The sequence below is a fragment of the Tepidicaulis marinus genome, assembly GCF_000739695.1.
Taxonomy (GTDB): Bacteria; Pseudomonadota; Alphaproteobacteria; order Parvibaculales; family Parvibaculaceae; genus Tepidicaulis; species Tepidicaulis marinus.
Genome location: NZ_BBIO01000004.1, coordinates 88,916 through 106,765 on the forward strand (window position 1 = coordinate 88,916; position 17,850 = coordinate 106,765).

Sequence of the window (17,850 nt, forward strand, 5' to 3'; positions counted from 1 at the left end):
TTCCCCTCAAACGTTCCCGGACGGGCTTAAATGCCCTGGCCCGGTTCAACTTTCTTCACTTCGACGCCCGTCTGCGGCGTACGGGCCACCTGGTCGGCAATGACCTGGCGCTTCACGCCTTCCCGCTTGCGCAGAGTCAGCACGATGGCGCCAACCATGGCGACCAGCAGGATCATGCCGGCCGCCTGGAAGTAATAAACATATTGGGTGTAGATGACCCGCCCCAGCGCTTCGGCATTGGTCACGCCGCTATCGGCGGCAGGCGCGGGTGCCGCGGCAAGGCTTGCGGCATCCGGCGCGAAAACCCAGGTGCTCGCCACGAGCCCAAGTTCCAGCAACAAAATGATGCCGATCATCCCGCCGAGCGGCAGATAGTTCAGCATTTCCGAGCGCAGGCTCTTGAAGTCAATATCGAGCATCATGACCACGAACAGGAAGAGCACGGCCACGGCGCCCACATAAACGATGACCAGGATCATCGCCACGAACTCGGCGCCCATCAAAACGAAGAGCCATGCCGAGCTGAAAAACGCCAGGATCAGGAAGAGCACCGAATGCACGGGATTGCGGGCGGAAATCACCATAAAGGCCGCCGCAATGGTCACCGCCGCAAACAGGTAAAACGCGATGGTCGCCACGATCATGTCCTATCCCCGATCCCTTCTTTCTCTCTCACGCGCTGCTTAACGGTAAGGCGCGTCGAGCGCGAGGTTTTTCGCAATCTGCCGTTCCCAGCGGTCGCCGTTCTCGAGCAGTTTTTCTTTCGTGTAGAACAGCTCTTCGCGCGTTTCCGCCGCAAACTCGAAATTCGGCCCTTCCACGATCGCATCCACCGGGCAGGCTTCCTGGCAGAAGCCGCAATAGATGCATTTGGTCATGTCGATATCGTAGCGGATGGTACGGCGCGTGCCGTCATTGTTGCGCGGTCCCGCTTCGATGGTAATGGCCTGTGCCGGGCAAATCGCTTCACACAATTTACAGGCGATACAGCGCTCTTCGCCGTTCGGATAACGGCGCAGCACATGTTCCCCGCGGAAGCGCGGCGAGAGCGCGCCCTTCTCAAAGGGATAGTTCAGCGTCGCCTTGGGCTTGAAGAAATAGCGCAAGGCCAGCCAGAAGCTCGAAACGAACTCTGTCAAAAACAGCGACCGGACCGATTGATCAAGCCAAGCCATAATCGTTTCCTTTCCCGATCCCTGCCTTACGCCGGCAGCAGATCGAAACCAACAAGAACACCCGCCGTCAAAACGACCCAGAAGAGCGAGATGGGCAGGAAAACTTTCCAGCCCAGCCGCATCAGCTGGTCATAGCGGTAGCGGGGAACGAACGCCTTCACCATCGCAATCAGGAAGAAGATGAAAAGCGTTTTGATCCAGAACCAGAAGAAGGGCGGTATCCAATTAAAGGGCGCCACATCGACCGGCGGCAGCCAGCCGCCGAGGAAAAGGATCGTCATGAGCGCGCACATGGTCAAAATCGCCACATACTCGGCCATGAACATCATCATGTAAGGCGTGGAGGAATATTCCACGGCATAGCCCGCCACCAGCTCCGATTCCGCTTCCGGCAGATCGAAGGGCGGGCGGTTGGTTTCCGCCAGCGCCGAGATAAAGAAGATCACGAACATCGGCAGATGCCAGAGCCAGTACCAGTTGAAAAGGCCCCAATTGCCATCCTGCGCGCGCACGATCTCGGAAAGGTTGAGCGTGCCCGCCGTCATGAGCACGCAGACGATGACGAAGCCGATGGAGACTTCATAAGACACCATCTGCGCAGCCGAGCGCAGCGCGCCGAGGAAGGGATATTTCGAGTTCGACGCCCAGCCGGCCATGATGATGCCGTAAACGCTGAGCGAGGAAAGCGCGAAGAGATAGAGAATGCCGACATTGATATCGGCGATCACCACGCCGTCCGACATCGGGATCACCGCCCAGGACGAGAGCGCCAGCACCACGGAGACGAACGGCGCGAGCAGGAAGACGCCCTTGTTGGCGCCTGCGGGCACGACCACTTCCTTGAAGATGAATTTTGCCAGGTCCGCGAAGGATTGCAGCAGGCCGAAGGGGCCCACCACGTTCGGCCCGCGGCGCAGCTGCACCGCCGCCCAGACTTTACGGTCGGCATAAAGAATGAACGCAATCAGCACGAGCAGCGGCACCATGAGCAGCAAGCTCTGCCCCGCCATGATCAGACCCGGAAGGCCGTATTCCCAAAAAATCTCAGCCATTGGTTCCGGTCGCCCCCTCGCCTTGCACGCTTTGCAGCGCGGCACATTCGGCCATTACCTTGCTTGCCCGCGCAATCGGGTTGGTGAAGTAGAAATCGCGCACCGCCGCATGGAACGGCGCATCGGCCATTTCCCGCGTGCCGCCTTGCGGCAGATCGCCCGCCTGCGGCTGCACATCGCGCATCTCGAAGCTCGGCGCATCACCGCAAAGCGCGGCGCGCAGCTGCGAGAGATTGTCGTAAGGCAGTTTCTGGTCCAGCACTTCGGAGAGCGCCCGCAGGATCGCCCAGTCCTCGCGCGCATCGCCGGGCGGGAATGCGGCCCGCTCGCCGAGCTGTACGCGCCCTTCGGTATTCACCCAATGCGCGCTCTTTTCGGTATAGGCCGCGCCCGGCAGGATGACATCGGCGCGGTGCGCGCCGCGATCGCCGTGCGTGCCCTGATAGACGACGAAGGCATTGCCGAGACGGGCCGTGTCGATTTCATCGGCGCCGAGCAGATAAACGAAGTCGATCTCACCGGCGCTTGCCCCTTCCAGAATGGCATTCGTGTCCTTACCGCCTTCGCCTGGCAGGAAGCCGAGGTCGAGGCCGCCGACACGGGCCGCTGCCGTGTGAAGCACGTTGAAGCCGTTCCAGTCGGCGCTGACGCCGCCTGCCGCCCGGATGATGCCGATGCAGGTTTCCAGCACCGCCTCGCCGTCGGGCCGGGCAAGCGCGCCCTGGCCGAGGATCAGCATGGGCTTTTCGGCAACCTGCAAAATGCGGGCGAAAGGATGCGTGCCGTCGGCGATTTCTTTCAGCGTCTGCGCGCCCGCGCCCAGATATTCCTTGTCGTAGGTCAGGTCCGCGTCTTCACCGATCAGCCCGACGGGGAAACCGCCTTCGAGCCAGCGCTTGCGGATACGCGCGTTCAGCACCGGCGCTTCAAGACGCGGGTTGGAGCCGACGATGAGCAGCGCATCCGCTTCTTCGATCCCGGCGATGCCGGAATTGAAGAGATAGGCCGCGCGGCCCTTGCCGCCGATCTTCGCCCCGTCCTGACGGCAATCCATATTGGCCGAGCCGAGCGCGCCCATCAGATCCTTGAGCGCCTTCATGCTTTCCGCGCAGGCAAGATCTCCTGCGATGGCCGCCATTTTTTCCGGCGCGCTGGCCTTCACTTTTTCCGCGATCTTGGCAAAGGCTTCCTGCCAGCTTGCGGGGCGCAGCTTGCCGTTCTCGCGCACATAAGGTTTGTCGAGGCGCTGCGTGCGCAGCCCGTCCCAGATGAAGCGCGTCTTGTCGGAAATCCATTCCTCGTTCACGTCGTCATTGTTGCGCGGCATCACACGCATGACTTCGCTGCCGCGCGCATCGACGCGGATATTCGAGCCGACCGCATCCATGACATCGATGGTTTCGGTCTTGCGCAGCTCCCAGGGGCGCGCGGTAAAGGCATAAGGCTTGGAGGTCAGCGCGCCGACGGGGCACAGATCGATCACATTGCCTTGCAGTTCGGAGGTCAGCGCCTTTTCCAGATAGGTCGTGATTTCCATATCTTCGCCGCGGCCGATGGCGCCGATTTCCGGCACCCCGGCAACTTCCGTGACGAAGCGCACACAGCGCGTGCAGTGAATGCAGCGCGTCATGATGGTTTTCACGAGCGGGCCCATTTCCTTGTCTTCGACCGCGCGCTTGTTCTCATCGAAGCGCGAGGTATCGACGCCATAGGCCATCGCCTGGTCCTGCAGATCGCATTCCCCGCCCTGGTCGCAGATCGGGCAATCGAGCGGGTGGTTGATCAGCAGAAATTCCATCACGCCTTCGCGGGCGCGTTTGACATATTCGGTATTGGTGCGGATCACCATGCCGTCGGCGGCAGGCATCGCGCAGCTTGCCACGGGTTTGGGCGAGCGTTCCATTTCCACCAGGCACATGCGGCAATTGCCGGCAATCGACAGGCGCTCGTGGTAGCAGAAGCGCGGAATTTCCGCGCCCGCATCCTCGCAGGCCTGCAGAACGGTGGCGCCCTGCTCTACTTCGACTTCAATGCCATCGACGGTCAGCTTCGGCATGTTCTACTCCGCAGCCACGGTTGCCGCGCCCTGGCGCGAGTCAATCCGTTCTTCGATTACATGGCGGAAATGCCGGATCAGCCCCTGCACGGGCCAGGCCGCCGCATCTCCGAGTGCGCAAATGGTGTGCCCTTCCACCCGCTTGGTCACGTCGAGCAGAAGATCGATTTCGCTTTTGTCCGCCTCGCCGCGCGCCATGCGCTCCACGACGCGCCACATCCAGCCCGTACCTTCGCGGCAGGGCGTGCACTGACCGCAGCTTTCGTGCTTGTAGAAAGCGGAAATACGGGCGATCGCCTTGATCACGTCGGTGGACTTGTCCATCACGATCACGGCGGCGGTGCCGAGCCCGGACTGCACTTCCTTCAGCGAGTCGAAATCCATCAGCACATCGTCGCAAATGCTTTTTGGGATCATGGGCACGGACGAGCCGCCCGGAATGACGGCAAGCAGATTGTCCCAGCCGCCGCGCACGCCGCCCGCATGTTTGTCGATCAGCTCGCGCAGGGAAATGCCCATTTCCTCTTCCACGTTGCACGGCTGGTTGACGTGGCCGGAAATGCAGAAAAGCTTCGTACCCGTATTATTGGGCCGGCCGAGACCGGCGAACCAGGTCGCGCCACGCCGCAGAATGGTCGGCGCAACGGCAATGCTTTCCACGTTGTTCACGGTGGTGGGCGCGCCGTAAAGACCGGCATTGGCCGGGAATGGCGGCTTGAGGCGCGGCATCCCCTTCTTGCCTTCCAGGCTTTCGATCAGCGCCGTTTCCTCGCCGCAAATATAAGCGCCGGCGCCGTGATGCACATAAAGATCGAAATCCCAGCCGGAAGCCGCGGCGTTCTTGCCCAGAAGCCCTGCCTCATACGCCTGATCGACAGCGGCCTGCAGACGCTCGCGCTCGCGGATGAATTCGCCGCGCACATAGATGTAACCCGCATTGGCGTTCATCGCGAAACCGGCAAGCAGGCAGCCTTCGATCAGCTTGTGCGGATCGTGGCGCATGATCTCGCGGTCCTTGCAGGTACCCGGCTCCGACTCGTCCGCATTGACGACAAGGTAATGCGGGCGGCCATCGGATTCCTTCGGCATGAAGGACCATTTCAGGCCGGTCGGGAAGCCCGCCCCGCCGCGCCCGCGCAGGCCCGACTGTTTCATCTCCTCGATGATCCAATCCTTGCCCTTGGCGATAATGTCCTTCGTGCCATCCCAATCGCCCCGGCGGCGGGCGCCATCGAGGCCCCAGTCGTCATAGCCATAGAGATTGGTGAAGATGCGGTCCTGATCTTTAAGCATTACTTGCCCCCCGCACCCGGCACTTCCGTCAGCGTGGTCAGCCCGCCGATCGGTTCGGATGTTTTGCGGCTCGATTGCGGCCCCGGTGTCACGTCCTTGCCTTCGCGCAGCGCCTTGATGATTTCTTCCATCTTCGCGCCGTCGAGGTCTTCATAATAATCGTCGTTGATCTGCACCATCGGCGCGTTCACGCAGGCGCCGAGGCACTCCACTTCCATCCACGACATTTTGCCATCGGCGGAAAGCGTTTTTTCCGGGCCGATATGTTTCTTGCAGGCGTCTTTGATCTCATCCGCCCCGCGCAGCCAGCACGGCGTCGTGCCGCAAACCTGCACGAAATGCTCGCCCACCGGCGTCAGGTTGAACATCGTATAGAAGGTCGCCACTTCCAGCGCGCGGATATAGGCCATGCCCAGCATGTCCGCGACATAGCGGATCGCCGGTTCCGGCAGCCAGCCGCCATGCTGTTTTTGCGCCTGCCAGAGCAGCGGAATGATCGCGGAGGCCTGGCGGCCATCGGGATATTTCGCAATCTGCCCTTTCGCCCACTCCAGATTTTCCGGCGTGAACTCGAAACTCTCAGGCTGGTTCGGGTCAAGCCTGCGCACACTCATCGGTCAACCTCCCCGAACACAATGTCGAGCGAGCCAAGCACGGCGGCAACATCCGCGAGCATGTGGCCTTTGCAAAGATAATCCATCGCCTGCAAATGCGCGAAACCGGGCGCGCGGATTTTGCAGCGATAGGGTTTGTTGGACCCGTCGGACACGAGGAACACGCCGAACTCGCCTTTCGGCGCTTCGACGGCGGCATAAACCTCGCCCTCGGGCACATGAAAACCTTCCGTATAAAGCTTGAAGTGATGGATGAGCGCTTCCATGGAGCGTTTCATCTCACCGCGTTTCGGCGGCACCACTTTGTTGTTCACGGCGCTGACGGGGCCGCCCGGCATCTTCTCGATGCACTGCTTCATGATCTTCAGCGACTGGCGGCATTCTTCCACGCGCACCAGATAGCGGTCATAGCAGTCGCCGTTCTTGCCGACGGGAATGTCGAAATCGAGCTCGTTATAGCACTCGTAAGGCTGCGACTTGCGCAGGTCCCAGGCCATGCCCGAGCCGCGCACCATGACGCCGGAAAAGCCCCAGGCCTGCGCTTCTTCCGCCGTCACCACACCGATGTCCACATTACGCTGCTTGAAGATGCGGTTGCCGGTCAAAAGCGCTTCCAGATCGTCCAGAACTTGTTCGCACGGATCGCAAAAATCATAGATGTCCTGCAGCAGCTTTTCCGGCAGGTCCTGATGGACGCCGCCGGGGCGCACATAGGCCGCGTGCATGCGCGAGCCCGACGCGCGCTCATAGAACACCATCAGCTTTTCGCGCTCTTCAAAGCCCCAGAGCGGCGGCGTCAGCGCGCCCACATCCATGGCCTGCGTGGTGATGTTGAGAAGATGCGAGAGCAGCCGCCCGATTTCCGAATAAAGCACCCGGATATATTGCCCGCGTTTCGGTACTTCGAGGCCGAGAAGCCGCTCGGTCGCGAGCGCGAAGGCGTGCTCCTGGTTCATCGGCGCCACATAGTCGAGGCGGTCGAAATAGGGCACGGCCTGCAAATAGGTTTTGTGCTCGATCAGTTTTTCGGTGCCCCGGTGCAGGAGACCGATATGCGGATCGACACGCTCGACCACTTCCCCGTCCAGCTCCAGCACAAGGCGCAGCACGCCGTGGGCCGCCGGGTGCTGCGGGCCGAAATTGAGGTTCATGTTCCGGATTTGCTGCTCGGCCATGCTCAGCGCTCCTCGCCCGTGGCCTTTTCATCGCCGGGCAGCACATAGTCGGGCCCTTCCCATGGCGACATGAAATCGAAGGTACGGAATTCCTGCTTCAGTTTCACAGGTTCATAGACCACGCGCTTGAGCTCTTCGTCATAGCGCACTTCCATAAAGCCGGTGAGCGGAAAGTCCTTGCGCAGCGGATGGCCGGAAAACCCGTAATCGGTGAGAATACGGCGCAGGTCCGGATGTTCGGAGAAAAGAATGCCGTAAAGATCGAACGCCTCACGCTCGAACCAGTCGGCGGCGGGAAAGACGCTGACGGTGCTCGGCACCTGGCCTTCTTCGTCCGTTTCCACCTTCACGCGGATGCGCTGGTTCTGCGTCATGGAAAGCAGGTGATAGACGACATCGAAGCGCTTCAGCCGGTCCGGATAATCGACGCCGCAAATGTCGATCAGCACCGTGAACCGGCAGGCCGGATCGTCCCGCAGGAATTTCACCACCCGGGCGATGCGCTCGCGCACCGCATGAATGGTCAGCTCACCATATTCGACCGAGAAACCGACGACGGAATCGTCCAGGCTGGCCGAAATATGTTCGCCGAGGTCTTGCAGACTTTCGTCCATCAACATGATCTCAAACTGTTTTGCGGCGCCGGATGGCCCCGCCGTGAGGATTAGCGTTCAATCGTACCCGTGCGGCGGATCTTCCGCTGCAGCGCCAGAATGCCGTAAAGCAGCGCTTCTGCCGTGGGCGGGCACCCCGGCACATAAATATCCACCGGCACAACCCGGTCGCAGCCGCGCACGACCGAATAGGAATAGTGATAATAGCCGCCGCCATTGGCGCAGGAGCCCATGGAGATGACGTAACGCGGCTCGGGCATCTGGTCATAGACCTTGCGCAGCGCGGGGGCCATCTTGTTGGTCAGCGTCCCGGCGACGATCATCACGTCGGACTGGCGCGGGCTGGCGCGCGGGGCAAAACCGAAACGCTCGCTGTCATAGCGCGGCATCGAGGTCTGCATCATTTCCACCGCGCAGCAGGCAAGCCCGAAGGTCATCCACATCAAGGAGCCGGTCCGTGCCCAGTTGATCAGATTGTCCGCCTGCGTCACCAGAAAGCCCTTGTCGGCAAGCTGGTCCGACACCTGCTTGAAATAAGGATCATCGGCGCCGATGGGCTGGCCGGTGCGGGGGTCCACCAAGCCCTTGGGGGCGTCTGCGATGACCGTCTGATTGTTCATGGCACCACTCATTGCCGCAAGTTCATCAAAAGACCCGGACCTTTTAGCCCGGGCCTGCCGTCACAACTATTCCCACTCAAGGGCGCCCTTCTTCCACTCATAGGCAAAGCCGATGGTGAGAATGGCGAGGAAGATCATCATCGACCAGAAACCGAACATGCCGATATCGCCGAGCGCCACCGCCCAGGGAAAGAGGAAGGCGACTTCCAAGTCGAAAATAATGAAAAGGATGGCGACGAGATAAAAGCGCACGTCGAACTTCATGCGCGCATCGTCGAAAGCATCGAAGCCGCATTCATAGGCGGAAAGCTTTTCCGTGTCGGGCTTCGACGGCGCCACGAGATAAGGCAGCACAAGAAGCGCAATGCCGATAACAGCCGCAATCCCCATGAAGATGAGGATCGGCAGATATTCGCTTAACAGCTCTTCCATTCCCAGCATCCTTGCCGCAGCGGCGAGGCCCCAATGATTCGGATGTCATAGAACGAAATAAGCCGATTGAAGGCTTATGTCGACTCTACTGCGTGCCACCCCTTGAAATTTGGCCGGAGTATATCCATGCCCCCCGCGCGACGCAAAGGGCGATTACCCTAAATCCTTTGTTCCCGTTCAAGTTTTTTAACTTCGCCGCATTCTTAGCGAAGCGTGAACAGAGCATCGGCATGAAGGATCGAAACGCGGATCGCGATCCCCTGTTCCGGGCAGGGAGAAACCCTCCGGATGCAATTTTTGAGAAGCATTTTCAGAGGTAAATTTCAGGGGGCAATGGCGGGAGTGACGGGGCTCGAACCCGCGACCTCTGGCGTGACAGGCCAGCGCTCTAACCAACTGAGCTACACCCCCCTGATTGGGGTCGCCGCCCTGAAGATGACGCGTCATGTACGTGAGCGCCGGACAGCTGTCAAGCAGCTAAAGCGCGTTTCGCGCGCCTTAGCCGTGGAAAACCCCTTAACGGCTCATTGAAGGATCAGTATCGCCGATCGGGAGGCATTTTCCAATGCTTGCAGGCGGTTTGAGGAGATTTCAAGCGCACCCGCTCGCCGCCCCGATTTGCGATTCGCAGCGTGTCTGCGCTTCAGGCGCCTTTCAACGATCCGGCGCTGCCAGGCCGGTGATGTCAGGGAGAAAATGGTGGGCGGTGACAGGTTCGAACTGCCGACCCTCTCGGTGTAAACGAGATGCTCTACCAGCTGAGCTAACCGCCCCCATGAGCGGGGCGAACATAACTTGCCCCGCGCCTGCGTCAACTGGAAAACGATAGGAACCCGCCGGCCCGGACATGCAAGCCAGGTCAACCCGCCCCGCATGCCCGCTCCGCCCCTCCTGCTACCTGCCGGGCCCTCTACCTGCCGGGAATACCCGCAATATCCGCTTTGAAGCGGTAAAGGTAATAAGGCGCGTGGCTTTCGATATGCGCCTTGCTTTGCAGCATCTGGTCCGGGATCGCGCTATCGGTGAAGTAGAAATAACCATCCCCCGAATAGGAGATGCCATCCGCCCAGCGTACCTTGTCGCTGGCGATCAGTGTTTCGAGGCGGCCCTGCGGCGACAGGCGCGCAATGCCGCCATGCTCCACATCGGTGATATAGACATTGCCCTGACGGTCGATGGAAAGCCCGTCACTGAGCGGTTTGCTGCCCACCCGCTCCACGGCGCGGGCGAGCGCCTCCGCGTCCGTCTCCGGCGCATTCAAAAGCGCCGCCGGCACACGGTAAAGCCCGTCATGGGTCATGGCAGCGTAATAGACATACTCACCGGCCTCATCGATCACGATGCCATCGACGCCTGGTTTCAGTGCAACCAGCCCACCGAAAAAGGTCATGCGCTTGACCGGGTTCTCGATAATCCAGTCCTGCGCGGTAACGGAAGGATGCCCTTCCAGCACGCGCCAGGCCTTGCCGCTCGCCACCTCGTAAACGACCAGCGCCGGGTTCTGCCGGAAGAAGCTGACATCGGCGATATAGACATAGCGCCCGTCCGGCGAGACGGTGAGATCGTTGAGGAAAGAGCCCGCCTCTCCCGTGTCGCCTAAGCGCTTGTCATGGACGATCTGGCCGCTTGCCAGATCGAAGGCCACGAGCCGCGCCCCGGCGAGCCCGTGATTGCCATGATCGATCACCCAGAGCCGCCCCTGCTGATCGACGCTGAGGCCGAGCGGGGTGACGAAGCCTTCCGCCGAGATGTTCTCATTGGGATAGGCAACCGCCTCTCCGTCCTTCCATTCGTAAAGGCGCGGGCCTGCCGGGCGCGATTCCGGATGGACGGTGAAAAAGAGGCGCCCGTCTGCCGAGGCCGCGACATTGCCGAAGGGTTCGGGAAAGACCGCCGCCACTTGCAGCGCTTCTTCGGGCAGGACCGGCGGCGTGCTCAAATCGGGATAAGGCTCCCCGCCCCCATAGCGCAGATAAAGCGCCGCGCACACCGCACCCAGAAATGCTGCCACCGCCGCGCCGCTCTTGATCCATACCCGCATAATCGGCTCCTTGCTCTTGATGATCACGGCGCTTAATGTCGGCGGTACGGTATGAAAATAAAAGTAGGTACCTTAAAGTGACTACCTCTTGGACCTCGGAAGACACTTTCTGGCAGAAGCTGGAGGAAGCGGGCGCCAATCCGGAATGTGATGTGCGCCGCCTGCTGCGTGTGGTGCTCAACCGCTGGGCACCGCTCATCCTGCTCAATCTCTCAAGAGAGCCGCTGCGTTTCGGGGAGCTGCGCCGGCGCATTCCCACTCTCTCGCAGAAAGTCATGACGGAAAATCTGCGGGCGCTCGAGGAAGCCGGCATTCTGCGCCGCGAAGTGACGGACAGCTCGCCCCCGCAAGTCACCTATAGCTTGCTGCCGGATGCGGCGCCTCTGATCGAGCGGCTGATGGGCATTGCCGACTGGGCCCATGCGCATAGCCTCTCCCATCCGCTGCCCCAGCCTGAACGGCCTCGAACCTGAGCGGGCGAGGGGCGCGAATTTGCCGCTTCCATGAAACCGTCATAGCCTGATCACCGTTCATCGGTTGAATAGCGGGGCCATCCGGTCCAGTTTGTCGGCCAGTTCGGCCACCCCGCCACCGGGGGTATCCCCGTTTCGTCCGCAGCTCTGCTCAGAGGTTTCCTTAATGGCGCGCAGCCTTGCTCCCCTTTTCTCCCTGCTTCTGGCGACCTCCATTCTGCTGATCGGCAACGGCCTGCAAGGCACGCTCATTCCGGTGCGCGGGGATATCGACCAATTCTCTGAAATGGCCCTGGGGCTGATCGGCGCGGCCTATTTCGCCGGTTTCGTTTTCGGCTGCTGGCATTGTCCGCGGGTGGTGCAATCGGTCGGCCATATCCGCTCTTTCGCGGTGTTCGCCTCGATTGCCTCGGCCACCCCGCTCATCCACCCGATCCTGCCGGACGAGACGGTCTGGTTCATCCTGCGCGCCCTTTCCGGCTATTGCTTTGCCGGGCTTTACATGGTCATCGAAAGCTGGATCAACGAAACCTCGACGAACGAGACGAGGGGCCGGCTGCTCGGCATCTATCTCGTCGTCAATCTGCTGTCGGTGACGGCAGGCCAGCTCCTGCTCAATCTTTCCGCGCCGGAAGGCTTCATTCTCTTCGCCGTCGCCTCGGTCTTGACGTCTGTGGCCCTTGTCCCCGTCGCCCTCACCAGCACGGTCCAGCCCGCGCCCATTGAATCGACGAAAATAGATTTCAAAGGCCTGTGGGCCGTCACCCCGGTCAGTACGCTGGGCTGTTTCATCGTCGGCATGACAAGCGGCCCCTTCTGGACGCTCGCCCCCGTCTATGCGCGCCAGGCCGGGCTCGACATTGCCGGTATTTCCTATTTCATGACGGCGGCGATTATCGGCGGCGCGGCCGCCCAGCTTCCCCTGGGGCGGCTTTCAGACCGGATGGACCGGCGCATCGTCATTGCCGGCATTGCCGTGGGCGGCGCGATCGGGGCGGTGCTCCTGGCTTTCTTCCAGATAGCCTCGAACCTTTTTTTCCTGCTCGGCCTCTCGACCTTTTTCGGCTTCTTCGCGCTGACACTCTATTCAATCTGCATGGCCCATGCGAACGACCACGCCAAGCCCAGCCAGTTCGTCACGGTCTCAAGCGGGCTGTTGCTGCTCTATGCGCTCGGCGCGGTGGTCGGTCCGCTCATGATCTCCTTTGCCTTGCCTTATACGGGCACCTGGTTCGTCTTCGGCTTTGCGGCGATCTTCTATGTCCTCTTCACCGCCTTCGTGGTGCTGCGCATCATGGTGAAAGCGCCGGTGCCCGAGGAGCAGCGAGAAGACTTCGTGGCCGTGCCCATCTCACGCACTGGCCCCGCCCCTGTCGAACTCGACCCGCGCGGGGAAGAAGGAGAAGAGCGGGAGAGCGAACTTGGCGAAGGCGATCTCGACGAGGCGGCGGAGCTCGGCCGGCAGGCTTGATCCCCAGTCTTTTCCCCGGCCTTTAGGGCAAATCCAGACACAAAAAAGGCCGGCATCGCTGCCGGCCTTTTTCATGGATAAGTCCGCGCCCTTAAGCGTTGACGGAGTCCTTCAGGCCTTTACCGGCTTTGAACTTCGGCTGCTTGGAGGCGGGAATCTGGATCTTTTCGCCGGTCCGCGGGTTACGGCCTTCGGACGCTGCCCGCTTGGACACGCTGAAGGTGCCGAAGCCGACGAGCCGCACTTCGTCGCCCTTGGTCAGAACGTCGGTGATGGAGTCAAAGACGCAATCAACGGCTTTCGTCGCGTCAGCCTTCGACAGGCCGGTATTGTCCGCAACTACAGCAATCAGGTCATTTTTATTCACGTTGGGCCCCTCTCTGGTCGAGAAAATCTCTGCGCAATTGGTAGGGAGACTCTAGCCCTCCGAAGGAAGAGCGGCAAAGCAAATCAGGCGGTTTTCCACGGGTTTCTGCCATTTTCCGGCGAAGTTCGACCGCTTTGGGGTGCGAAAAGGCAAAAAAGAGCCCCCGACACCGGTAAAAGCGTCAAGGGCTCTGTCCTACTTATAGGATGAACCGGCCTATCTGCCGGTCCCGGCTCAGTGCGCCGTCACCGATTCGACATTGTTGTCGCCCTTGGACGAGTGCTGCGCGAGATACGCTTCCTCATCCCATTCGATGGGTTCGGGCTGGCTTGTCAGCGCATGTTCGAGCACTTCATCCACGGTCGAAACCGGCACGATTTCCAGCGCGTTTTTCACGTTGTCCGGAATATCCGCCAGATCCTTAGCATTGTCCTGCGGGATCAGCACCTTCTTGATGCCGCCGCGCAGCGCCGCCAGGAGCTTCTCTTTCAGACCGCCGATCGGCAGCACACGCCCGCGCAGCGTCACCTCACCGGTCATCGCCACATCCTTGCGCACCGGAATGCCGGTCAGCGTGGAGACGATGGCCGTTGCCATGGCGACACCCGCCGAGGGACCGTCCTTGGGCGTTGCCCCTTCGGGCACGTGGACGTGAATGTCCTTGCGGTCGAAGAGCGGCGGTTCGACGCCGATCTTGGTGGCGCGCGATTTCACATAAGAATTCGCGGCCGAGATCGACTCTTTCATCACATCGCGCAGGTTACCCGTCACCGTCATGCGGCCCTTGCCGGGCACCATGACGCTTTCGATGGTCAAAAGCTCGCCGCCCACTTCCGTCCAGGCAAGGCCGGTCACGGCCCCCACCTGGTCTTCGCGTTCGGCCTCGCCGTAACGGTATTTCTGCACACCGGCGAAATCGGCCAGATTTTCCGCGTTAACGGAAATCGACTTTTTGTCCGTCGTCAGAATTTCCTTCACCGCCTTACGCGCCAGGTTGTTGAGCTCGCGTTCAAGGTTACGCACCCCTGCCTCGCGCGTGTACGTGCGGATCAGGAGGCGCAGCGCCTCGTCGTCGATCTCCCATTCGCCCTTGCGCAGGCCATGGTTCTTGACCGACTTGGGCAGCAAGTGCCGGCGGGCGATTTCCACCTTCTCGTCTTCGGTGTAACCAGCGATACGGATGATTTCCATACGGTCCATCAAGGGGCCGGGAATGTTCAGCGTATTCGCCGTCGTCACGAACATCACATCGGAAAGGTCGTATTCGACTTCCAGATAATGGTCCATGAAAGTGGAGTTCTGCTCCGGGTCGAGCACTTCGAGCAATGCCGCGGAAGGGTCGCCCCTGAAATCCGCGCCCATCTTGTCGATCTCGTCGAGCAGGAAGAGCGGGTTCGTGTGCTTCACTTTCTTCATGGACTGCACGATCTTGCCCGGCATGGAACCGATATAGGTGCGCCGGTGGCCGCGGATTTCCGCTTCATCGCGCACACCGCCGAGGCTGAGGCGCGCAAACTCGCGGCCCGTCGCCTTGGCAACAGACTTACCGAGCGAGGTCTTGCCGACGCCGGGCGGGCCGACGAGGCAGAGGATCGGCCCCTTCAGCTTGTTCGTGCGCTGCTGCACGGCAAGATACTCGACGATCCGTTCCTTGACCTTCTCAAGCCCGTAATGATCCGTGTCGAGAATTTTCTCGGCATTCTTCAGGTCTTTCTTCACGCGGCCCTTGGTCTTCCATGGAATGGAGAGCAGCCAGTCGAGATAGTTGCGCACGACGGTGGCTTCGGCGGACATCGGGCTCATCTGCTTGAGCTTCTTCAACTCGCCCAGCGCCTTCTCGCGCGCTTCCTTCGAGAGTTTGGTTTTCTCGATGCGCTCTTCGAGTTCGGCCACTTCGTCGCGGCCTTCCTCGTCGCCGCCGCCCAGTTCCTTCTGAATGGCTTTAAGCTGCTCGTTCAGATAGTACTCGCGCTGCGTCTTCTCCATCTGGCGCTTCACGCGGCCACGGATTTTCTTTTCCACTTGCAGGACGCTGATCTCGCCTTCCATCAGCGAATAGACGCGCTCCAGCCGCTCGGCGACGGAGGGCATTTCCAGCAATTCCTGCTTTTCCTGGATCTTGATGTTCAGGTGGCTGGCGATCGTGTCGGCAAGTTTCGAATATTCATCGATCTGCGTGACCGAGCTCAAAACTTCCGGCGGCACTTTCTTGTTGAGCTTCACATAGCTCTCGAATTGCGCAACGACGGTGCGCGCCAGCGCTTCCATCTGTTCGCCTTCCGCTTCGATTTCCGGAAGCTCGGTCACTTCGGCTTCATAGAAATTCGAATTGTCGGTGAATTCTTCGATGCGCGCGCGGCTCGTACCTTCCACCAGCACCTTCACGGTGCCGTCGGGCAATTTGAGCAGCTGCAATACCTGGCCGATCGCGCCGATATTGTAAATGTCGTCGATGGCGGGATTGTCGTCGCTCGCGTCCTTCTGCGTGACAAGCAGGATCTGTTTATCATCCTGCATGACCTCTTCCAGCGCGCGCACGGATTTTTCCCGGCCGACGAAAAGCGGCACGATCATATGCGGGAAAACCACGATATCCCGGAGAGGCAGAACCGGCAGCGGGCCGTTTTTCCGCGCGGTGCTTTCTCCCTCGTCCGTATTTTCCGGGAAGATGTCGTTGCTGTCGCTCATACTTTCATCCTGTTCTCGGACGCCCCGGGAGGCGGGGCGTTGCCGGTGTTTGTCGGCTCCCAGTCCATCCGTTCCATTATGACAATTATTGCTGAACGAATGCTGATCAAACTCTAGTCAGATTCGACGCCATCACGCCATGGATAGGCCGGAATTTACCGGAAAAACAGGGCTTTAGGAGTGGTTTCCGCCCCGTTTCCAATGGAAACCGTTAAATGAAAAATGGCCCTGAAAGCTAAAGTTTCAAGGCCATCTTCCAGATTATGGAAAATTTCAACCGCGGCCTATGAGGCGCTCGATTCCATGTCGCCCTTGCGTTCGGCATAGATGAAAAGCGGACGGGCTTTTCCTTCCACGACCTCGGCGGAGATAACGACCTCCTCCACCCCTTCCAGAGCGGGAAGCTCGAACATCGTATCGAGCAGAATGCCCTCCAAAATGGAGCGCAGCCCGCGCGCGCCGGTTTTGCGTTCGATCGCCTTTTTGGCAATCGCCACCAGCGCCTCGTCGGAGAAGGTCAGGCTGACATTCTCCATCTCGAAAAGCCGCTGATACTGGCGCACGAGCGCGTTTTTCGGCTCGGTGAGAATCTTCACCAGCGCATCCTCATCGAGATCGCGCAGCGTGGCGATCACGGGCATACGGCCGACGAATTCGGGAATGAGACCGAATTTGAGCAGATCTTCCGGCTCCAGTTCCTGCAGCAGATCGCCGGCGCGCCGCTCGTCCGATGCCTGCACCTTGGCGCCGAAGCCGATGGCCGAGCCTTTGCCGCGCTGGGCGATGATGCGTTCAAGACCGGCGAAAGCGCCGCCGCAGATGAAGAGGATATTGGTCGTGTCCACCTGCAGGAATTCCTGCTGCGGATGCTTGCGCCCTCCTTGCGGGGGAACGGAAGCGACCGTGCCTTCCATGATCTTCAGCAGCGCCTGCTGCACGCCCTCGCCCGAGACGTCCCGCGTGATGGAGGGATTGTCGGACTTGCGCGAAATCTTGTCCACTTCGTCGATATAGACGATGCCGCGCTGGGCGCGGTCGACATTGTAATCGGCTGCCTGCAGGAGCTTGAGAATGATGTTCTCCACATCCTCGCCCACATAACCGGCTTCCGTCAGCGTCGTCGCATCGGCCATGGTGAAGGGCACATCGATGATGCGCGCCAGGGTTTGGGCCAGCAGCGTCTTGCCGCAGCCGGTCGGGCCGATCAGCATGATGTTGGACTTGGCCAGTTCCACGTCCGAATTCTTGGCGGCGTGGTTGAGGCGCTTGTAGTGATTGTGAACTGCCACGGCGAGCACGCGCTTGGCGTCCTCCTGGCCGATCACATAATCGTCCAGCACATCCTTGATTTCCTGGGGCGTCGGCACGCCGTCGCGCGACTTCACGAGAGAGCTTTTGTTCTCCTCGCGGATAATATCCATGCAAAGCTCAACGCATTCATCGCAGATGAACACCGTCGGCCCTGCGATAAGCTTGCGCACTTCGTGCTGGCTCTTCCCACAGAAAGAACAGTAAAGGGTGTTCTTGGAATCGCCGCTACCGCCGCTGACTTTGCTCATGAAAACTCCTTGGCCCCTTTCTTTCGGGTCTAAAGTCTGAGATTGAGGCCGGTTTGCCGCCTATTAAAGCCTGAAACCGGCCGCCAATCCAAAGATGACTACCCATGATATGGGCCGACTCATGGCCTCTGTCACCTTTAAGACATACGACCATGTTACGGGCGGAGGGATCAAGAATTCATTAATGGCTTATTCATCAAGTACTTAGCCACAATGGCGG

At 60.2% G+C, this 17,850-nt stretch carries 16 protein-coding genes and 2 tRNA genes; 2 read left to right on the plus strand and 16 right to left on the minus strand.

The features are described 5' to 3' along the window. Positions 1-26: 26 nt before the first annotated feature. The 13 genes from M2A_RS05300 to M2A_RS05365 all read right to left on the minus strand — a co-directional run bounded on the left by M2A_RS05300 (position 27) and on the right by M2A_RS05365 (position 11,072). Positions 27-644 (minus strand): NADH-quinone oxidoreductase subunit J, encoded by a 618-nt coding sequence (locus M2A_RS05300; protein ID WP_045444022.1) that lies wholly within the window; start codon positions 642-644, stop codon positions 27-29. A 39-nt stretch (positions 645-683) separates the two neighbouring features. Further along, entirely contained in the window at positions 684-1,175 is a 492-nt protein-coding gene (nuoI, locus tag M2A_RS05305) for an NADH-quinone oxidoreductase subunit NuoI (protein WP_045444025.1), read from the minus strand. Positions 1,176-1,201: 26 nt separating this feature from the next. Then, a complete protein-coding gene (gene nuoH, locus M2A_RS05310) occupies positions 1,202-2,227 on the minus strand; it encodes an NADH-quinone oxidoreductase subunit NuoH (protein ID WP_045444029.1) in 1,026 nt (341 codons plus the stop codon). Further along, a complete protein-coding gene (gene nuoG, locus M2A_RS05315) occupies positions 2,220-4,283 on the minus strand; it encodes an NADH-quinone oxidoreductase subunit NuoG (RefSeq protein WP_045444032.1) in 2,064 nt (687 codons plus the stop codon). Before nuoG ends, nuoH begins: the two co-directional genes overlap by 8 nt. A 3-nt stretch (positions 4,284-4,286) precedes the next feature. Then, complete coding sequence (gene nuoF, locus M2A_RS05320; protein WP_045444035.1) at positions 4,287-5,576, minus strand: NADH-quinone oxidoreductase subunit NuoF; 1,290 nt, start codon at positions 5,574-5,576, stop codon at positions 4,287-4,289. Continuing rightward, positions 5,576-6,190, minus strand: coding sequence for an NADH-quinone oxidoreductase subunit NuoE (gene nuoE, locus M2A_RS05325; protein WP_045444038.1), 615 nt, complete (start codon positions 6,188-6,190; stop codon positions 5,576-5,578). The genes nuoF and nuoE overlap by 1 nt, the downstream gene beginning before the upstream one ends. Then, entirely contained in the window at positions 6,187-7,365 is a 1,179-nt protein-coding gene (locus tag M2A_RS05330; RefSeq protein ID WP_045444041.1) for an NADH-quinone oxidoreductase subunit D, read from the minus strand. The genes nuoE and M2A_RS05330 overlap by 4 nt, the downstream gene beginning before the upstream one ends. 2 nt (positions 7,366-7,367) lie before the next feature. Beyond that, complete coding sequence (locus M2A_RS05335; RefSeq protein WP_045444044.1) at positions 7,368-7,979, minus strand: NADH-quinone oxidoreductase subunit C; 612 nt, start codon at positions 7,977-7,979, stop codon at positions 7,368-7,370. Positions 7,980-8,029: 50 nt separating this feature from the next. Next, positions 8,030-8,599, minus strand: coding sequence for a NuoB/complex I 20 kDa subunit family protein (locus M2A_RS05340; RefSeq protein ID WP_439645655.1), 570 nt, complete (start codon positions 8,597-8,599; stop codon positions 8,030-8,032). Positions 8,600-8,665: 66 nt separating this feature from the next. Then, on the minus strand, positions 8,666-9,031 hold the full coding sequence (locus M2A_RS05345) for an NADH-quinone oxidoreductase subunit A (protein WP_045444050.1): 366 nt from the start codon (positions 9,029-9,031) through the stop codon (positions 8,666-8,668). Positions 9,032-9,365: 334 nt separating this feature from the next. Beyond that, positions 9,366-9,442, minus strand: a tRNA-Asp gene (locus tag M2A_RS05355). Positions 9,443-9,728: 286 nt separating this feature from the next. Beyond that, positions 9,729-9,804 (minus strand) — tRNA-Val (locus M2A_RS05360). Between the two features lie 137 nt (positions 9,805-9,941). Next, positions 9,942-11,072, minus strand: a complete 1,131-nt coding sequence (locus M2A_RS05365) for an SMP-30/gluconolactonase/LRE family protein (protein WP_156101676.1) — start codon at positions 11,070-11,072, stop codon at positions 9,942-9,944. Positions 11,073-11,149: 77 nt separating this feature from the next. On the opposite strand from M2A_RS05365, the gene M2A_RS05370 reads away from it, so the two are divergent. Next, a complete protein-coding gene (locus M2A_RS05370) occupies positions 11,150-11,545 on the plus strand; it encodes a winged helix-turn-helix transcriptional regulator (protein ID WP_158597141.1) in 396 nt (131 codons plus the stop codon). Between the two features lie 166 nt (positions 11,546-11,711). Next, entirely contained in the window at positions 11,712-13,016 is a 1,305-nt protein-coding gene (locus M2A_RS05375) for an MFS transporter (protein WP_045444059.1), read from the plus strand. A 91-nt stretch (positions 13,017-13,107) separates the two neighbouring features. On the opposite strand, the gene hbs is transcribed toward M2A_RS05375, so the two are convergent. From hbs to clpX, 3 genes are all read right to left on the minus strand, one after another. Next, positions 13,108-13,383 (minus strand): non-specific DNA-binding protein Hbs, encoded by a 276-nt coding sequence (hbs, locus tag M2A_RS05380; protein ID WP_045444062.1) that lies wholly within the window; start codon positions 13,381-13,383, stop codon positions 13,108-13,110. 234 nt (positions 13,384-13,617) lie between these two features. After that, positions 13,618-16,071: an endopeptidase La gene (gene lon / locus M2A_RS05385; protein ID WP_081875407.1), complete on the minus strand. Its 2,454-nt coding sequence runs from the start codon at positions 16,069-16,071 to the stop codon at positions 13,618-13,620. Between the two features lie 284 nt (positions 16,072-16,355). Then, the gene (gene clpX, locus M2A_RS05390; RefSeq protein WP_045444065.1) at positions 16,356-17,630 is read right to left on the minus strand and encodes an ATP-dependent Clp protease ATP-binding subunit ClpX; all 1,275 of its coding nucleotides are present in this window, start codon (positions 17,628-17,630) and stop codon (positions 16,356-16,358) included. Positions 17,631-17,850 lie beyond the last annotated feature (220 nt).